General features: G+C 69.5%; 15 protein-coding genes. 8 read left to right on the top strand and 7 right to left on the bottom strand.

The annotated features are described in order from the left end of the window. Positions 1-1260: an SPFH domain-containing protein gene (locus FOH10_RS14640; RefSeq protein WP_228814685.1), complete on the top strand. Its 1260-nt coding sequence runs from the start codon at positions 1-3 to the stop codon at positions 1258-1260. A gap of 241 nt (positions 1261-1501) precedes the next feature. After that, positions 1502-2899 (top strand): ABC1 kinase family protein, encoded by a 1398-nt coding sequence (locus tag FOH10_RS14635; RefSeq protein WP_143981129.1) that lies wholly within the window; start codon positions 1502-1504, stop codon positions 2897-2899. Positions 2900-2912: 13 nt separating this feature from the next. Here FOH10_RS14635 and FOH10_RS14630 read toward each other — a convergent pair whose 3' ends face one another. After that, positions 2913-3599: a GAP family protein gene (locus tag FOH10_RS14630; RefSeq protein ID WP_143981128.1), complete on the bottom strand. Its 687-nt coding sequence runs from the start codon at positions 3597-3599 to the stop codon at positions 2913-2915. 59 nt (positions 3600-3658) lie between these two features. Beyond that, a complete protein-coding gene (locus FOH10_RS14625; protein ID WP_244961986.1) occupies positions 3659-4855 on the bottom strand; it encodes an alpha/beta hydrolase family protein in 1197 nt (398 codons plus the stop codon). 199 nt (positions 4856-5054) lie between these two features. On the opposite strand from FOH10_RS14625, the gene FOH10_RS14620 reads away from it, so the two are divergent. Beyond that, entirely contained in the window at positions 5055-6854 is a 1800-nt protein-coding gene (locus FOH10_RS14620; protein ID WP_143981126.1) for a CocE/NonD family hydrolase, read from the top strand. 57 nt (positions 6855-6911) lie between these two features. Then, positions 6912-7655 carry a TetR/AcrR family transcriptional regulator gene (locus FOH10_RS14615; protein WP_051037359.1) on the top strand — a complete coding sequence of 248 codons (744 nt, stop codon included), beginning with the start codon at positions 6912-6914 and terminating at the stop codon, positions 7653-7655. A gap of 10 nt (positions 7656-7665) precedes the next feature. Here the strand turns inward: FOH10_RS14615 and FOH10_RS14610 are convergent, their stop codons facing one another. From FOH10_RS14610 to FOH10_RS14590, 5 genes are read right to left on the bottom strand one after another with little or no spacing between them, the layout of a single operon-like run. Next, on the bottom strand, positions 7666-8733 hold the full coding sequence (locus FOH10_RS14610; protein WP_143981125.1) for a ferredoxin--NADP reductase: 1068 nt from the start codon (positions 8731-8733) through the stop codon (positions 7666-7668). Then, complete coding sequence (locus FOH10_RS14605) at positions 8730-9668, bottom strand: SDR family NAD(P)-dependent oxidoreductase (protein ID WP_143981124.1); 939 nt, start codon at positions 9666-9668, stop codon at positions 8730-8732. The genes FOH10_RS14610 and FOH10_RS14605 overlap by 4 nt, the downstream gene beginning before the upstream one ends. Continuing rightward, positions 9665-11215, bottom strand: a complete 1551-nt coding sequence (locus tag FOH10_RS14600) for a flavin-containing monooxygenase (RefSeq protein ID WP_143981123.1) — start codon at positions 11213-11215, stop codon at positions 9665-9667. Before FOH10_RS14600 ends, FOH10_RS14605 begins: the two co-directional genes overlap by 4 nt. A 27-nt stretch (positions 11216-11242) precedes the next feature. Then, positions 11243-12124: a metal-dependent hydrolase gene (locus FOH10_RS14595; RefSeq protein WP_143981122.1), complete on the bottom strand. Its 882-nt coding sequence runs from the start codon at positions 12122-12124 to the stop codon at positions 11243-11245. A gap of 50 nt (positions 12125-12174) precedes the next feature. Continuing rightward, positions 12175-13020 carry a metal-dependent hydrolase gene (locus tag FOH10_RS14590; protein ID WP_143981121.1) on the bottom strand — a complete coding sequence of 282 codons (846 nt, stop codon included), beginning with the start codon at positions 13018-13020 and terminating at the stop codon, positions 12175-12177. Positions 13021-13442: 422 nt separating this feature from the next. Between FOH10_RS14590 and FOH10_RS14585 the strand changes: the two genes are divergently transcribed. From FOH10_RS14585 to FOH10_RS14570, 4 genes are all read left to right on the top strand, one after another. Then, positions 13443-13775 carry a transglycosylase family protein gene (locus FOH10_RS14585; RefSeq protein ID WP_029928628.1) on the top strand — a complete coding sequence of 111 codons (333 nt, stop codon included), beginning with the start codon at positions 13443-13445 and terminating at the stop codon, positions 13773-13775. Positions 13776-13950: 175 nt separating this feature from the next. Beyond that, positions 13951-15657: a dihydroxy-acid dehydratase gene (gene ilvD, locus FOH10_RS14580; RefSeq protein ID WP_143981120.1), complete on the top strand. Its 1707-nt coding sequence runs from the start codon at positions 13951-13953 to the stop codon at positions 15655-15657. A gap of 391 nt (positions 15658-16048) precedes the next feature. Then, positions 16049-16504 (top strand): SDR family NAD(P)-dependent oxidoreductase, encoded by a 456-nt coding sequence (locus FOH10_RS14575; protein WP_143981119.1) that lies wholly within the window; start codon positions 16049-16051, stop codon positions 16502-16504. Positions 16505-16535: 31 nt separating this feature from the next. Then, complete coding sequence (locus FOH10_RS14570) at positions 16536-17363, top strand: glycerophosphodiester phosphodiesterase (protein ID WP_143981118.1); 828 nt, start codon at positions 16536-16538, stop codon at positions 17361-17363. The last annotated feature ends 1 nt before the right edge of the window (position 17364 follow it).

Here is a 17364-nt window from a genome sequence, read left to right as displayed (position 1 = left end):
ATGGCTGTACTCATCGTTGCCGCCGTACTCGTCCTGCTGGTCGTGGTGGTGGTGTTCAAATCGGTGGCGTTGGTGCCGCAGGCGGAGGCGGCCGTCATCGAACGCCTCGGCCGCTACTCCCGCACCGTGTCCGGTCAGCTGACCTTCCTGGTGCCGTTCGCCGATCGCATTCGCGCCAAGGTGGATCTGCGCGAGCGGGTGGTGTCCTTCCCGCCGCAGCCGGTGATCACGCAGGACAACCTGACCGTGCAGATCGACTCGGTGGTGTACTTCCAGGTCACCACCCCACAGGCCGCTGTCTACGAGATCTCCAATTACATTGCCGCCGTTGAACAGTTGACGGTGACGACGCTGCGCAACGTGGTCGGTGGCATGACCCTGGAGGAGACGCTCACCTCCCGTGACTTCATCAACAGCCAGCTGCGCGGCGTGCTCGACGAGGCCACCGGCCGCTGGGGGCTGCGGGTCTCGCGCGTCGAACTGAAGGCCATCGATCCGCCGCCGTCGATTCAGGAGTCGATGGAGAAGCAGATGAAGGCCGACCGCGAGAAGCGCGCCATGATCCTCACCGCGGAAGGTCAGCGGGAGGCGTCCATCAAGACCGCCGAAGGTCAGAAGCAGGCGCAGATCCTGTCCGCCGAAGGCTCCAAGCAGTCGGCGATCCTGTCCGCCGAGGGTGAGCGGCAGGGCCGCATCCTGCGTGCCCAGGGTGAGCGCGCCGCCGCCTATCTGCAGGCGCAGGGCCAGGCCAAGGCCATCGAGAAGGTGTTCGCGGCCATCAAGTCCGGCAAGCCGACGCCGGAGCTGCTGGCCTACCAGTACATGCAGACCCTGCCCCTGGTCGCGCGTGGGGACGCCAACAAGGTGTGGATGGTGCCCAGCGACTTCGGCAAGGCCCTGGAGGGCTTCGCCCGCAACTTCGCCACCCAGGGCGAGGACGGCGTCTTCCGCTACGAACCGGCCCCCGACGGAGACACCGGCGAACGCCCCGAGGACGATTCCGACGAGGTCGCCGACTGGTTCGATATGGCCACCGACCCGGCCGCCGAACGCGCGGTCCGCGCCGCCGAGGCCGATGCCCGGCAGCCGGTGGAGGATCCCACCGCCGCCGCACTGGGCCGCCAGCGCGATATGGGTCAGCGTGACTCCGGTCAGCGCGGCCTCCCCGACCCGTCGCACCAGGTGTCCTACCCGCAGCAGCCGACCTACTACGACCCGCAGCGCCCGGGCCCCCAACAGCCCGGCCCGCAACAACACTGAGCACCGGCTCGAGGAGCGGCGACCACCCCACGTGGCCGCTCCGCTCGCATCCGCGGTGACCGACTTCGCGGTCGGGGCCGAAGGGGCATCTCGCGCGCGGAACGCGCGGCGTCGCGCGCTGTACTTGCCGTGTGTGACTCGGCGTGCGTTCGCGTCGGGTGCCCTTTCGGTCGGTGTTCCGGGACAGCGGGGTGCGAGCCGACCTTTGACAGTGCGCCGCACCGGTGGTGACGATGGTGGGGTGGCCGATCGCATCCCGACCAGCCGGATCGCTCGCGCCCACCGACTCGGTCGGGCGGTGGCGCGAGAGGTGCTGCGCGACACCGGGGTTCGGCTGTCCATGGTGGGGCGGTCGGAGGAGTTGCGGGCGCGGCTGGCGGAGAAGCAGACGCTGCGGGCCGCCGATCAGCTGTTCACGATTCTCGGCGGGATGAAGGGCGCGGCCATGAAGGTCGGGCAGACCATGTCGCTGCTCGACCTGGACATGTTCCCGGAATCGCACCGGGAGCGTTTCCGGGAACGCCTCGCCGACCTGTGCGATCAAGCGCCGCGCATGCCCTTCCCGCAGCTGCGTTCGGTACTGGAGGCCGACCTCGGGCCGATGCGGGAGGTGTTCGCCGAGTTCGACACCGAGCCGCTGGCGGCCGCGTCCATCGGCCAGGTCTATCGCGCGAGGATGCGGGACGGCCGCGCGGTGGCGGTGAAGGTGCAGTACCCGGGGATCGAGGAGGCCGTGCGCGCCGACCTGGAGAATCTACGGCTGTTCGCCGCCTTCTGGCGGCCCATGCTGCCCGCCCTCGCCGATTCCCGAGTACTCGAGGAAGTCTCGCTCGCCATCACCGGCGAGCTGGACTACCTGGCCGAGGCGCGGGCACAGCGGCATATGGCCCACCGCTACCGCGATCACACCCTCGTGCACGTGCCCGATGTCGTCGCACCCCTGTGCACCCGCCGGGTGCTGGTCAGCGACCTCGTCGACGGACGGCCCTTCGTGACGGGCGCGGAACTGCCCGCGCCGCACCGCAAACGCATCGCCGAGATCGTCTACCGCTTCTATGTCGGCTCCCTCTACCGCGACAACGAGTACTGCGGCGACCCGCACCCGGGCAATGTCCTGCTCGGCGCGGACGGGCGCGTGGCATTCGTCGACTTCGGGCTGTTCCACCGCATGCGTCCCGAATACGTGCGCTTCGAAATCGACTGCGTCCGCGCCGCCGTCGAAGGGCGGGCGGAGGATCTGCGCACCCTGCTGGTGCGCCGCGGCGTCATCGACCCGACCACGCCCGTCCCCGCCGAGGAATGCCTGGAGTACATCGCCGCGACCGCGTGGTGGAGTCTGGTCGACGAAGAGGTCACGGTGACCGGCGATATCGCCACCACCGCCTTCGCCCGCGCCGTCGACCCCCGCGCCGACGCCGTCGTACAGCGCGTCGACAACCTGCCCGCCGAACACCTGTTCTCCCGCCGCGCCGAACTCATGACCTTCGGCACCATCGGCAGCCTGACCGCCACCAACAACTGGCACCGCATCGCCCGCGAATGGATCTACGGCGACTCGCCGATCACCGCCGTCGGCCGTGAATTCGCCCGGCACCGTGCCGAATCCCCCACGGATCCGCCGCCGGGTAGTGGTGCGTGAGCTGCGCCGGATCTCACCACAGCACCGCGTGGTGGCGTAGCGCGTCGATCACGAGGACGGCCCCGAAGATCAGGAACAGCACCCGCACCGACGCTGGGCCGAACCGGCGCATACCCCGGACGAGGCTTCGGTGGAACCGCCGCGCCCGGGCGGTCTCGCGGGTGGCGGTGAGCAGGACCAGGGCCGGTGGCAGCAGCGCGATGGCGCAGTATCCGATGATGATCAGCGGCCACAGCGCGGGTCTGGGGTCGCGTGCCGAGAGCATGGCCAGGGCCGCGAGATAGGGCACCGCCGTGGGGGCCTGCCCGAGACCGATGGCGATCCCCGCCAGCCCGAGCAGCCACGGCCGTCGCCGCGCCTCCAGCGCCCACGTCGGCACCGCCGCCGTCGTACTCCCGGAGATGCGGACGGCCCCGAGCGCCAACAGTACGATTCCCGCGATCAGCTCACCCCAGTACCGCAGCGTCGGCGTCACCGTGAAATCCACCAGGTCGGTGACGAAACTCAACCCCAGTACCGTGCAGATGCCGAAAGTCGTTGTGACGGCGAAGACTCCGGCGAGGAAGCTGAGCACTCCGGGCACCGGTGAGCGGCGACCGAGCCGACTGTCGTAGATCACCGCCGTGGTGACGCCGACCATCAGCACGTCGAGCGAGTCCAGGAACGCGAAGCCCGCGAGGACCAGTAGGAAGATCAACATGTCCACATCGACGATACGGACGATCCGCGCCCAGCCCGCCGCGGCGAACCCGGCACGGTTCAGGTGTGCTGGAAGCGCACCTCCGGGCAGGCCGGGTGCGGGCCGTCCAGCAGTGGCTGTGCGACACCGAGCAGATGCCGATCGAAGAAAGCGCGGACGTAAGCACGGGTGAGCTCCACCGCACGCGGCCCGGAGAGGGTGCTCGTCGTCGGCAGGCCGAGCAGATCGGCTCCGCCGCCCAACTGCTCGACCAGCACGGGGCTGTCACTGAAGGTGAAGTGATCGGAACCGGTGACGGTCAGCCACCGCTTCCAGCCGTGCAGTGCCGCCCACATGGCGTCCCAGGTGGTGTCGGCACCGCCGGGCCGGTGCGTCTCGTCATCGGTGCCGAGCATCAGGAAGGCGCGGTCGCCGAACCCGTCCGCGGGCGCAGCACCGAAGAACGCGCCGTCCATATTCGCTCCGGCGCGCACCCGTGGATCCCGCGCCATGGCCGCGGCGGCCGCGGCACCGCCGATGGAATGGCCCGCCATACCGATCCGGCTCGCGTCCACGTACCGGGCCGGGGGCCACGACGGCGCGGTCGCGGCCAACCGATCGAGCAGGAAGGACACATCGGCCGCCCGTGCCGCGGTGAGGGTGTCGAGCGTGCCCGGGGTGTCCACCGTCTCGCAGACCAGGCAGGTGGCGATCCGTCCGTCCGGGAGTTCGGTTCCGGACGCCTCGTTGACGTGGTCGACCGCCGCGACCACATAGCCGTGCGAGGCGAGGTCCTCCGCGAGGGTGGTGAGGGTGTAGCGGGGTGCGCCGAATCCGGGCGACAGCACGACCAGCGGGTGGGAACCGTCGACCGGTGTGGCATCGGCGGCGCTGTTGGTGCGGGTGGCGCCGAGCAGCCGGGCGGCCTCCGGGTCCGCGGGCGCGCCCTCGCGGCGCAGCAGCAACTCGGCTTCCCCAGGGGTCGCGTACGGTGCGGGCGTGCCGGTTCCGGGCTGCGCCGGGTAATACACGCTGACCATCAGCTCACGGTCGCGCTCCGGCGTCCAAGGGGCGCGGCGGGATGCGTCGACGAGGTGGTGCACGGTACGCCCGACGGTGAAATGACCTGTCGGAGCGGGCAATCGCGGCGCGGACTCGGTGTCGGAGGTCGGCTGTTCGACGGTGGGAGCCGAACCGCAGGCGGCCAGCGCGACCAGCGCGACCAGTATGGCGACGGTGCGACGCGAAGTCTCGAGCACCGATTCTGTCTTGATCACCGATTCGAGGCTAGGCAGAGGGCCGGCGCCGCACATCGACCCGCGGTGGTAGTGGGTGACGGGGTACTCCTCAGGGGGGTGTCGGGGTGATGTCCACCCGCGGTGCCGGTGCGGATCATCCGCTGGTGCGACGACAGTCCAGGATCGGATTCGTACTGTCGCAGCTGTCGATCGGACGTGACGGTGAGGAGATACGACCATGGTGGGTAGGCGCAGGCGGGCGGCGGCGGTCGCGGCGGCCATGGCGATCCTCTGCGCGGGATGCGCTCGGTCCGAACCGGATTCGTCCGATCCGGCCGCATCCCGACTGTGGGGATATCTCGCCCTCGACGGCGGTGAACGTATCCGATACTCGGTGCTGCTGCCCGGCGGCGGCGGGCCGCATCCGGTGTTGGTGGAGTACGACGGCTACAGCGCCGGTTCCGATCCCGATATCGGAAGGGATTGGCTCGCCGAGGGTTACGCGATCGTCGGGGTGAACGTTCCCGGCACCGGCTGTTCGACCGGCGTGAACCACATCTTCGACGAGACCGTCGGCGCGGCGGGTGCCGCCGCCGTGGAATGGGCGGCGCGACAGCCGTGGTCGAACGGCCGCGTCGGCATGATCGGCTACTCCTACTCCGGCTACAACCAGCTGTGGACCGCCGCGCAGCGCCCCGAGGGGCTGCGGGCGATCACGCCGAGCAAGAACGTCGCCGATCCCTACCGCGATGTCGGCTATCCGGGCGGCATCCAGAACGTCGGTTTCCCGGCCGACTGGTGGAACGGTTTCGCGGGCACCTGGCAGCACGCCGCCCGGCAGGCCGAACTGCTCGACGGCGACACCGAATGCGCGGCCGTCGCCGCCGCGAACACCGCCAACGCGCGGCGACCCGATATCGATATCACCGAATGGCTCGACAACGACCAGTACTTCGGCGACCGCTACGCGAGCAAGAGCGCGTATCTGCACACCGGCCGCATCGAGGTACCGGCGCTGGGCACCCAGTCCTGGCAGGACGAGCAGGTCGGGCCGCGGGCCGGATACTACGAGGAGACAATGGATCCGGAGCGGATGTGGCTGATCAGCTCCAACGGCGACCATCACACCGACCTCACCGCACCGGACATCCACGCCGTGCTGAAACGATTCCTGGCCCACTTCGTCAAGGGCGAGGACAACGGATTCGATCGCGAGCCGCATGTGCGCCTGCTGCAGGAGATGCAGGTCGCCGCCGACGGTGAGAAGCCCCGGCTGACACCGACTTCGGTCGCCGAGTTCGACCGCCTGCCGGTCCCGGTGACACCGATGCGGCTGTGGCTCCAGCCGGACGGGCGGCTCGACGCCACGCCACCGGCCCTGCCCGGCGCGTCCGCGCGCTACCGCTATCCGGACGCCGGGGCCGCCGTGAACGTTCCCGGCGACGGTGGCTGGAATCCGCCCGCCACCGGCGACGGGCAGCTCACCTTCACCACCGGAGCGCTGCCCGAGGACCTGAGCCTCTACGGCCCCGGATCGGCGGACCTGTGGCTGAGTTCGTCCGCACCCGATACCGACGTGCAGATCACCGTGTCCGAGGTGCGGCCCGACGGGCAGGAGATGTACGTCCAACGTGGCTGGCTGCGGGCCTCGCAGCGCGCCCTCGACCCGTCTCGGTCCACCGAGTTGCGCCCCTCGGGCGACTTCACCGCCGCCGCGGCCACCCCGCTGGTGCCGGGGGAGCCGACCCCGCTGCGGGTCGAGATCCAGAAGTTCGCGCATGTCTTCCGTGCCGGTTCCAGCATTCGCGTCACCATCGACACCCCCGCGCCCACCGGCTACTGGGTCTTCGGCACCCTCCCCACGCCCGCGGACAACACCGTCTGGTTCGAGCCGGGACGACCGTCGAGCATCGTCCTCGGCCACACCCCGTATCCGCACGCCGAGCGGTTGCCCGACTGCGCGACCACGGCCCAGCAACCCTGCCGTGCGAATACCGTCCCGGTGCCGGAGGGGCCGGGACCGGCCGCGCCGTCCTGACCCGATCACCCACCGCACCGGCCTTCGCGTACCGGCGGTATCGCATATCATGACGTCATGTCGGCCGCCGAGAAGAGGCTCACCCGTGGGGCGAAACGCACCGCGGCGGCCGGATCCCGTCCGGACGCGCGCACCGAGCGGTGGCGCGAACATCGCGAACAGGTGCGCGCCGACTTCGTGGACGCCGCGCTGCGGGCGCTGACCGAACATGGTCCCGACGTGAGCATGGACGATATCGCGCGCGCCGCGGGCTGCGCGAAACCCAAGCTGTACCGCCACTTCGAGGACAAGACCGACCTGTACCTGGCCATCCTGGACCGGGTGCAGAGCATGCTGTGGGATCGCTTCCTGGAGCGGGTGAACCTCATGGCCGACTCGGTCGCCGACCTGCTGCGGATCGGGATCACCGAATACGTCGCCGTGGTCGAGGAGAGTCCGGAGGTCTTCCGCTTCCTGGTGCACGGGCGCATGGCCCAGCAGGCCGAGCAGCCCGAGCGCGCGCTCGATGTGGCGCAACGCTCGGCCCTGCGGGTGGCCCGGCTGGTGGAGGAACGGCTCTCGGGTCAGCAGGTGGACACCGGCAGCCTGGAACTGACCACCTACGCCATCTTCGGGGCGGTGGGTTCGGCCACCGAGTGGTACCTGGGCGTCAACCGCTCGCGCGCTCGGATCATGACCGCCGAGCAGTTCGCCGAACATGTCAGCACCATCGCGGCGGCGGTGCTGGACGCGGTGGCCCGGCTCAACGAGGTGGCGGTGGACGTGCGCAAACCCCCGCATCTCGCCTTCGCCGCGAACTGACACACGGGCGCTACAGGTCGAAGCTGACGTGAACGTCGGCCGAGTCCGGCAGCGTCTGGCAGGCCAGTGTCAATCCCTGGGCGAGTTCCTCGTCGATGAGCGCCTCGTTGCGCACCATGCGGGTGCGCCCGCGCCGCACCGCGCAGACACAGGTGCCGCACGCCGATTCCCGGCACACATAGGGCGCGTCGATGCCGTTGTCCAGCAGCACATCCAGCAGCCGGGCGGTGCGCGGCCAGCCGAGGTGATGGGTGCGCCCGTCGATGTCGACCTCCAGGGCGGCGCTGCCGTCGTCCGCCCCGGCGGCGGTCGAGGGCAGCGCGGCGACGGTGAGATGCGTTGGGGGAGTGAGTTCCTCGAACGGATTCGCGGTGAGCGAGCGGTACTCCTCCAGATGGACCTGGGCCGCAGGTACCCGCACGGCGGCCGCCGCCGACCGCAGCACCGTGGTGAAGCCTTGCGGCCCGCAGATGTACCACTCCCGGCGGCGATGCCGCCGCAGCAGCTCACCCACCCGCCGCGCGTTCGGCAGCCCCCGTTCGGCTTCGATCCAATGCAGCACCCGCAGCCGCCGCGGATACCGGCGCTCCAGCCGCTCCAGTTCGGCCGCGAAGATCACCGATCGCCGATCCCGGTTCGCGTAGAACAGCACGATGTTGCCGCGCCCGGCCGCCAGCACCGATTTCGCGATCGACAGCAGCGGTGTGATCCCGCTGCCCCCGGCGGCGAGCAGCAGTTCCCCGTCCAGCCCGCGCGGCCCGAAGCTGCCACCCGGTTCCAGCACGGTGATCAGGTCCCCGGCCCGGGCCGTATCGCAGAGCAGATTCGACGCGTAGCCGCCCGCCGTGCGCTTCACCGTCACGGCGAGCCGCTCGTCCACATGCGGGCTGCTGCACAGCGAATAGCAGCGCGCCACCGATCCGGTGCGTTCGCTGGGAACCCGCAGGGTGAGGAACTGCCCCGGCCGGTAGGTGAACCGACCGTGCAGCTGCGACGGCACGCTGAAGACCAGGGTGTGGGCATCGGTGGTCTCCCGCACCACCGCCGCGATCTCGAGGGTATGCGCGCGCCCGCTCACCGCCCCACCCCCGCGGGTGTCGGCGCTCTGTCGGCGGTGACCGCCTGCCGGTCGAGGCGTCGCATCGCCCAGCCCGCCAGCCGTTCCAGGCGCTCGGTCGAGAACGGTTGGGTCATGCGGCGATTGACACCGGGAGCGATCCGCATGAGGGCGTAGCCCAGCCACGCCTCCGGCCGCACCGGCACCACGGCCAGGTCGTAGCGCACCGACCGCTCCACCGCACGGGCCACCTGGTCCGGGCTCAGTGGCGAGAACGGCAGCCGCTCGGCCACCTCCTGCGCGTGCCGGGCGAGGGCCCTGCCCCGCTCGACGACGGCCGGATCGAGGCCCACAGTCACGGCGTGTGCACCGATGCCGGTATTGATGAATCCGGGGCAGATGGCACTCACACTGATGCCCTTGGGGCCCAGCTCCAGTCGCAGACATTCGGTGAGCATCTTCACTCCGGCCTTGGACACCGAATAGGCCGACATGACCGGGGTGGGGGTGAAGGCGGCCGCCGAGGCGATATTGACGATATGCCCGCGGTGCCCGCTGTCGACCCACTGCCGTCCGAACACCCGGCACCCGTGCACGACCCCGAGCAGATTGACCCCGAGCTGGGTGTCCCAGTCGGCGGGCGCCATATCCAGGAACGCCCCGCCGACCACCAAGCCCGCATTGTTGACCAGCACGTCGGCCAGCCCGTAGTCGGCCAGGACGTCGCGGGCGAACTCCTCCCACGCCCACGGGTCGGTGACGTCGAGGCGCGCGGCGCTGGCGTGCTCGCCCCGGGCGTGGATCATGGCCTCGGTGGCGCGGGCGCTGTCGAGGTCGATATCGGAGACCACCACGTGGGCTCCGCGCCGGGCGAAGCGCAGCGCCACCGCCCGGCCGATCCCGCTGCCCGCCCCGGTCACCACGACGAGTTCGGGACGGATGTCGTTGAGTTTCATGCCGACTCCTCCAGGATCCGGTGCGGCCGGGGCGTGCCGGCCGGGGTGCTGTACCGGTAGTCGTCGAGGTCGTAATGACGGTTCTGCCAGTACATCTCGCCGTGGGTGGACGGCCGGAACGGCGAATCTCCGTGACTATTGATGTAATACGTATTCGAACCGTGGCAGGCCGGGGTGAAGAGGAAATTCTTCTCCTGTCGCCGCAGACATGCGGCGAAATATTCATCGTGCGCGGATGGCCGTATTTCGCAGACGGACTCACCGCGCCGTTTCGTTTCCGCGATGGCGCGACTCAGATGGGCGGCGGTGGCTTCGATCATCCAGATATACGAGCCGAGCACGAAACCGTACGGGCCGGTTATGGCGAACATATTGGGAAAGCCGGGTACCGATACCCCGTGATACGCCTGGAATCGGTGTGTATCCCAGAAGTCGCCGAGGCTGAGCCGATCGCGACCGATCACCGGAAACGGCGGCACCGAATCCTTTTCCCACAGTTTGAATCCCGTGGCGCAGACGATGACATCCACGTCGTGGCGGATCCCGTCGGCCGTGACCACCCCATGCTCGTCGACCCGCTCGATCGCGTCGGTCACCAGGCGCACATCCGGACGATTGAAGGTGGCGAGGTAGTCGTTGGACATGGACGGCCGCTTGCAACCCAGTCCGTAGCGGGGGATCAGCTGTTCGCGCACTCGTGGATCGCGCACCTGCGACCGCATCCAGCGGCGTACCGGAATCTCGGCCAGCCGTCGTCCCGTGTCGGTGAGCCAGGCGGGGCCCACGACCATGCCGCCCATCCCGATCTCGGTGGCCAGGGTGCCGACCGCGCGAATGCCGGAGCGTAGCAATCGATTGCCCAGCACGGCCCGCCCCCACGGTCCCACGGCGGCGTCGGTCTTCGGGAACACCCAGATGGGGGTGCGCTGGAAGACGGTGAGGTGGTCCACCTCCGCGGCGATGGCGGGCACCAGTTGCAGCGCCGTCGCGCCGGTGCCGATCACGGCCACCCGCTTACCGGCCAGCGCCAGGTCGTGGTCCCACAGGGCGGTATGCACCAGCGCGCCACCGAAATCCTGCAACCCCGGGATATCGGGCATCTTCGGCCGCTCCAAGCCGCCCACCGCCATGACGACGAAACGTGCCGTGAGGGTGCGGTCACCGTCGGTGCGCAGCCGCCAGAGCCCGCCGTCCTCGTCGTACTCGGCTCCGGTGATGGTGGTGCCGAGCAGCAGCTTGCGGCGCAGTCCGTACTTGTCGACCATGCTGTCGGCATAGTCGCGCAACTCGTCGCCGGGGGCGAAGATCCGCGACCAGTCGCCGCGCTGCTCATAGGAGAAGCTGTAGATGAAGGACGGAATGTCCACGGCCACACCGGGATAGGTGTTGGCATGCCAGGTGCCGCCGACCCGGTCCCACTTGTCCACGATGACGAAGTCGTGAATGCCCTTGCGCTGCAGTGCGATACCGGCTCCGATACCGCCGAATCCGGCGCCGACCACCACGACCTCGTGGTCGGCGCGCGGAATCTCGGGATGTGCGTTCATGATGGATCCTCTCCGGCGTTCGGTGGGTCAGCGGACCCGGTCGAGCAGCAGGCCGTCGTCGCCGAACAGCTCCCGCTGCCACTGCTGGACCAGGGGTTCGGTATCGAGGTCGTCGGGATGGAAGCCGGGCTTCAGGTACTCCCGGATCTCGGCGAGCAGCCCTTTGACCAGGGGGCCGCGCAGCACGCCGACGGCTTGGCGGGTGACCGTGACCGGCCGCCAGCCCTGCGGGTCGGTGAGGATGGACAGGCCCACCGCCAGCGCCATGAAGGGGATGATCCCCACATACGGGATGGTCATGACGCCGATCCGCACCGCCTCACCGCCGCCGGTGGCGCGGTAGACGTCGAAGGCGACCGACTTGTGCTCGAGTTCCTCCAGCGCGTGCCAGTTCAGCAGATTCCGCACCTCCGGACTCGCGGTGGCGATCTCCTGGAGTTCCGGGCTGGTCAGCACGCGCCGCGCCAGCATGCTGGTGAAGTGCTCGGCCGCCGCGGTGGCCGCCAGATGGACGTGGGCGGGCAGCAGCCGTTCGGCGCGGATCAGGGCCCGCTCCCGGCGGCTGCCCGGTGCGAAATTCGGCACCCGGACCAGTACGTAGCCCATCCGGACCAACTGGTCGTTGAGCAGCCGATGCTGCTGTCCGTGCATGGCCTCCTGTCCGATGAATCCGGCGGCGCGCTTCTTGAGCACCGGATCGTCGATCCGCCCGGACACCCGCCGCACCGAACGCACGAAGGAATCCTCACCGGGTGGGAAGGCCGCCGACAGCAGTGCCGTCAGATGGCTGAGCACGATATCGCCGTCCGCGAAATGCTTGCTCATGGGTTCGGGCTCGCCGAACCGGAATCGCATGCGGCGCACCGGGGGCGCACCGGTGGTGCGGGTGGGAAGCGTGGATCTGTTCATGATGAATCTCCGTTGATTCGCGGCGGTGTCCGAGCGGTCCGCCGAGCCCGCTAACGCAGGTGATCGCTGAGAATGCCGGTGTCGCCGAACAATTCGGCCCGCCAGCGATCCAGCAGCGCGGTGGTGTCGTTGTCGTCGGGATGGAAGCCCGGACGCAGATACTGGGCGAGTTCGCGGCCCAGACCGCGGAACAGCGGCCCGGTGAACAGCGTGTACGCCTCGCGGGCCAGCCGGGCCGGATGCGCTCGCGCGTAGTCGTCGCGGCGCAGCGACAGGATCAGGCTCACCGTGGTGAGCGGCAGGGTGAGCGCCAGCACGGTGGCCATGGTGGCGATGCGCATCCGTTCGCTGCCGCCCACGGCCCGGTACACGTCGAAGGCGACCGACTTGTGCTCGATCTCCTCGACCGCGTGCCAGTTCAACAGGTTGCGCACCTCGGGGTCGCCCGCGAGCTCCTGGACTTCGGGCCGGGTCAGCACCCGGGTGGCGAGCACGGTCGTGTAGTGCTCGGCCGCCGCGGTGCTCGCCAGATGCACCAGGTCGGGCAGCCGCTGCTCGATGCGGCGCAGGCGCTCGACGGCGGCGGGGGAGTCGTACCACTCGACGGGATAGCCCAGCTCGGCGAGTTTGCCGTTGAGCCGCCGGTGTTCTTGCCCGTGCATGGCCTCCTGGCCGATGAACCCGGCCACCCGCTTCTTCAGGGCCGGATCGGTGATGTGGTCGGCGAACTTGCGGACCGAGCGGATGAACGACTCCTCGCCGGGCGGGAAGCCCGCCGAGAGACCCGCGATGAAGTGGCTGAACACGATGTCGCCGCCCGCGTAGTACTTCGACATCGGCTCCGGATCGCCGAAGCGGAACCTGATCCGCCTGGCCTGGGGATATGTGGTGGTCATGGCGCACCTCGTTGAGCGGGTACCGCCGGTATGCGGTACTGCCAGTACGATAGCGTCTGAGACGGCTGTTGGGAACCCCTCCGCGGGTTGACCTCGAGATCGTTATCACCGAATTTCGGTGACCTCGGACACATTTTGGTTTAGTAACTACGGGAATGTAATTAAGTACGACCCGCGCGATTATCTGCATAAACGGAGATCAGGTTCGAGCGTCACGCAAGTCAAATGCGAGTTATCGGTCCGTGATCCATCGTGATTGTTCCGTTATGGTCGTCGACGGCTCGGGCGAAGGCTGAGTCGGACTCGAACCGCCGTACACCGGTAACCCCGTCCCGCGGTCGAGATTCACCAAGACATTCCCTGGGGACGGGGACCCGGCAGTGCGAATTCACCGGGCGGTTGGGCGCAGGCAGGAATATCACATGCTTCGGAACCGCAAGTTCACCCGTATCGCTGGTACCACCGCCGTGCTGGGCGCGCTCGCCGCTGTCCCGTTCGGTGTTTCCACTGCTACCGCCTCCGCCTACAGCGGCAACTGGGACGCCGTCGCGCAGTGCGAGAGCGGCGGCAACTGGTCGATCAACACCGGCAACGGCTACTACGGCGGCCTGCAGTTCAGCCAGAGCACCTGGCTCGCCAACGGTGGCACCGGCTACGCCCACAACGCCAGCCGCGAGGAGCAGATCCGCGTGGCCGAGAACGTGCTCGCCACCCAGGGCGTCGGCGCCTGGCCGGTCTGCGGCGCCTACCTCTGATCGGTCGGCTTCCGACCGATCGGCTGGTAACGCCGACAGGCACCGTGGCCCCGTTGGGCGCGGCACATCGACAGAGGTCCCGTTCGCGCGGTGTGGCGCGGCGGGACCTTCGTCGTCGGCGCACCGGGGCGTGGTGGCGGTGACTTTCCGGCAACACGGGGGATGATGGGGAACCGTGGCCGATCAGCAGAGCACCCCGGACATCAAACCCCGCAGCCGCGACGTCACCGACGGGCTGGAGAAGACCGGCGCCCGCGGCATGCTGCGCGCGGTGGGCATGGGCGACGAGGACTGGGACAAACCCCAGATCGGCGTGGCGTCGTCCTGGAACGAGATCACGCCCTGCAACCTCTCCCTGGACCGCCTCGCCCGCGGCTGCAAGGACGGCGTCTTCGCGGGCGGCGGCTTCCCCATGCAGTTCGGCACCATCTCGGTCTCCGACGGCATCTCCATGGGCCATGAGGGCATGCACTTCTCCCTGGTATCGCGCGAGGTCATCGCCGACAGCGTGGAAACCGTGATGCAGGCCGAACGGCTGGACGGGTCTGTCCTGCTGGCCGGCTGCGACAAATCGCTGCCCGGCATGCTCATGGCCGCCGCGCGGCTGGACCTGGCCAGCGTCTTCCTCTACGCCGGGTCGATCCTGCCCGGTATCGCCAAACTCTCCGACGGCAGCGAGCGCGAGGTCACCATCATCGACGCCTTCGAGGCGGTGGGCGCCTGCTCGCGCGGACTCATGAGCCGAGCCGACGTGGACGCCATCGAACGCGCCATCTGCCCCGGAGAGGGCGCGTGCGGCGGCATGTACACCGCCAACACCATGGCCAGCGCCGCCGAGGCGCTCGGCATGTCGCTGCCCGGCAGTGCCGCGCCGCCCGCGACCGACCGCCGCCGCGACGGCTACGCGCGGCGCAGCGGCGAGGCGGTGGTGGAACTGATCCGGCGGGGGATCACCGCCCGCGACATCCTGACCCGGGAGGCGTTCGAGAACGCCATCGCGGTGGTGATGGCATTCGGCGGCTCCACCAATGCCGTGCTGCACCTGCTGGCCATCGCGCACGAGGCGAACGTGGCCCTCACCCTGGACGATTTCGCCCGGATCGGGCGGCGGGTGCCGCATCTGGCCGATGTGAAGCCGTTCGGTCGGCACGTGATGACGGACGTGGACCGCATCGGCGGGGTGCCGGTCATGATGAAGGCGCTGCTGGACGCCGGGCTGCTACACGGAGACTGCCTCACCGTCACCGGCAGGACGGTGGCCGAGAATCTGGCGGCCATCGCCCCGCCCGACCCGGACGGGAAGGTGGTGCGCGCCATGGAATCGCCGATCCACCCCACCGGGGGCATCACGATTCTGCACGGATCGCTGGCCCCCGGCGGTGCGGTGGTCAAGTCGGCCGGGTTCGACTCCTCCGTCTTCGAAGGCACCGCACGGGTTTTCGACCGGGAGCGAGCCGCCATGGACGCACTCGAGGACGGCACCATCGCGGCGGGGGACGTGGTGGTGATCCGCTACGAGGGGCCCAAGGGCGGTCCGGGCATGCGGGAGATGCTCGCCATCACCGCGGCCATCAAGGGCGCGGGACTGGGCAAGGACGTGCTGCTGCTGACCGACGGCCGTTTCTCCGGTGGCACCACCGGCCTGTGCGTGGGCCACGTGGCGCCCGAGGCGGTGGACGGCGGGCCGATCGCCTTCGTGCGCGACGGAGACCGCATCCAGCTCGATGTGGCGGACGGCAGCCTCGATCTGCTCGTGGACGATGCCGAACTGCGACAGCGGGCGCAGGGCTGGGAACCGTTGCCGCCGCGCTACACCCGCGGAGTGCTCGCGAAATACGCGAAGCTGGTGGGATCCGCGTCCACCGGGGCGGTGTGCGACTGACACCCCGAGGGAGTGATTCGGTGGTGCCTGTCGCCGCGTTCGCCGACCACCCCGATGCGGGATGTGCGTGCGTCTCGGCGCGACTCGAATCCGGGAGGATTGCCGCGTTCGCGGGAGCGGTCGCATGACCTGTCAGTGTGCCGGTAGGTCGCGGGATCGGCTGCCGCCGCATCGAGGGCACTGCGGCTAGGCGGATGCGCCCCACCTCGGTCTCGGCCGTACCTGGTCGTGGGATGCCCAGGATCGGGGGTCCTCGCCAGTTCGCGCCCTGCCGTAGGGGTTCGGGGCGGCCACACCATGGGGTGGCCGTCGCCGGAGCCGGCGGCGGGAACGAGCTGGAGGTTGACAGAGTGCGGACGAGCAGCAAGGGCCGGGAGTGAGCAGGAGGTCGATGCTGAACGGGTTGGCGGCCGCGGGCACCGGGGTGGCGGGTGTCGCCGGAGGCTGGGCCGCGGCCGATGCGCGTGGCGGCGGCGTCATCATCACCGGATCGCTGCACGAGGTGGCCACCCGACCGGGCGGATCGGCCTACGCCGCCACCAAACGCGCGGTGCTGGCGCTGGCCCAGGCCGCGAGTATGGACTATGCGGCACAGGGGATTCGGATCAATGTGCTGGCACCCGGGGCGGTGGACACCCGGCTGTGGCGGGCGGTGCAGCCGACCGATCCGCAGCGGGACTGGGCCGCGTACAAGCGGGACTGGGCGCAGCGGAACCTGCCGGCGATCAAGCGCATCGGCGAGCCGGAGGATCTCGCGCAGGCGGCCCTCGCCCTGGCCTCCGACGACCTCGCCTACATGACCGGCACCTCGGTGCTGGTCGACGGCGGACTGACCACCTCCCTGTAGCCCCGGAAGGCCCACCGTGTACCGATATCTCATGGCGCTGGTCACCGGCCTGACGCTCGCCGCGACCGGAGCACCGGCGGTCGCGCAGGACGCGTCCCCGGCCACCGTCGCCCATCGTGGCGCGTCCGCCTACGCACCCGAGAACACCGTGGCGGCAACGCGATTGGCCGCCGAACAGGGCGCGACCATGGTCGAACTCGACGTCCGCCGCACCGCCGACGACCGGCTCGTGGTCATTCGCGACGAAACCCTGGAGCGCACCACCGACGCCGCCGCCCGCTACCCGGACCGCGCGCCGTGGCGGGTGGCGGAGTTCTCGCTCGGCGAGATCCGCACCCTGGACGCGGGCTCCTGGTTCGCGCCCGCCTACGCGGGTGAACCCGTTCCGGAACTCGGCGACGTGCTGCGCACCCTCGGCGACGGTCCCAGTGGACTGCTGCTCGAAGTCAAGCTCACCGACGCGAAAGACGGTGTGGCCGAACTCGTCTCACGAGAATTGCGCGCGGTGCCGGGCTGGGCGGACACCGGCCCGGATCGGCGGCGCCTCATGGTGCAGAGCCTGGACTGGGAGTTCCTGCGCGAGTTCCACGCGCTGGAGCCGGACATCCCACTCGGCGGACTGAGTCAGAGTCGGCCCGCGGCGGACGAACTGGATGCCCTCGCCATACACAGCGGCATGGTGCACATTTCCGCCGACGACGTGGACGCCGACTATATGGCGCTGGCCCGCGCCCGCGGGCTGGAGGTCTTCGCCTACGTGGTGAACGATACGCGGAACATGCGGCGTCTCATCGAGGTCGGGGTCGGCGGCATCATGACCGATGTGCCCGACGTGCTGGGGTGTGTCGTTCGCACATGAG

It is taken from the genome of Nocardia otitidiscaviarum, from assembly GCF_007362295.1.
Taxonomy (GTDB): domain Bacteria; phylum Actinomycetota; class Actinomycetes; order Mycobacteriales; family Mycobacteriaceae; genus Nocardia; species Nocardia otitidiscaviarum.
The sequence above is the reverse complement of the archived record's forward strand: the minus strand, read 5'-3'. Positions and strand labels throughout refer to the sequence as shown.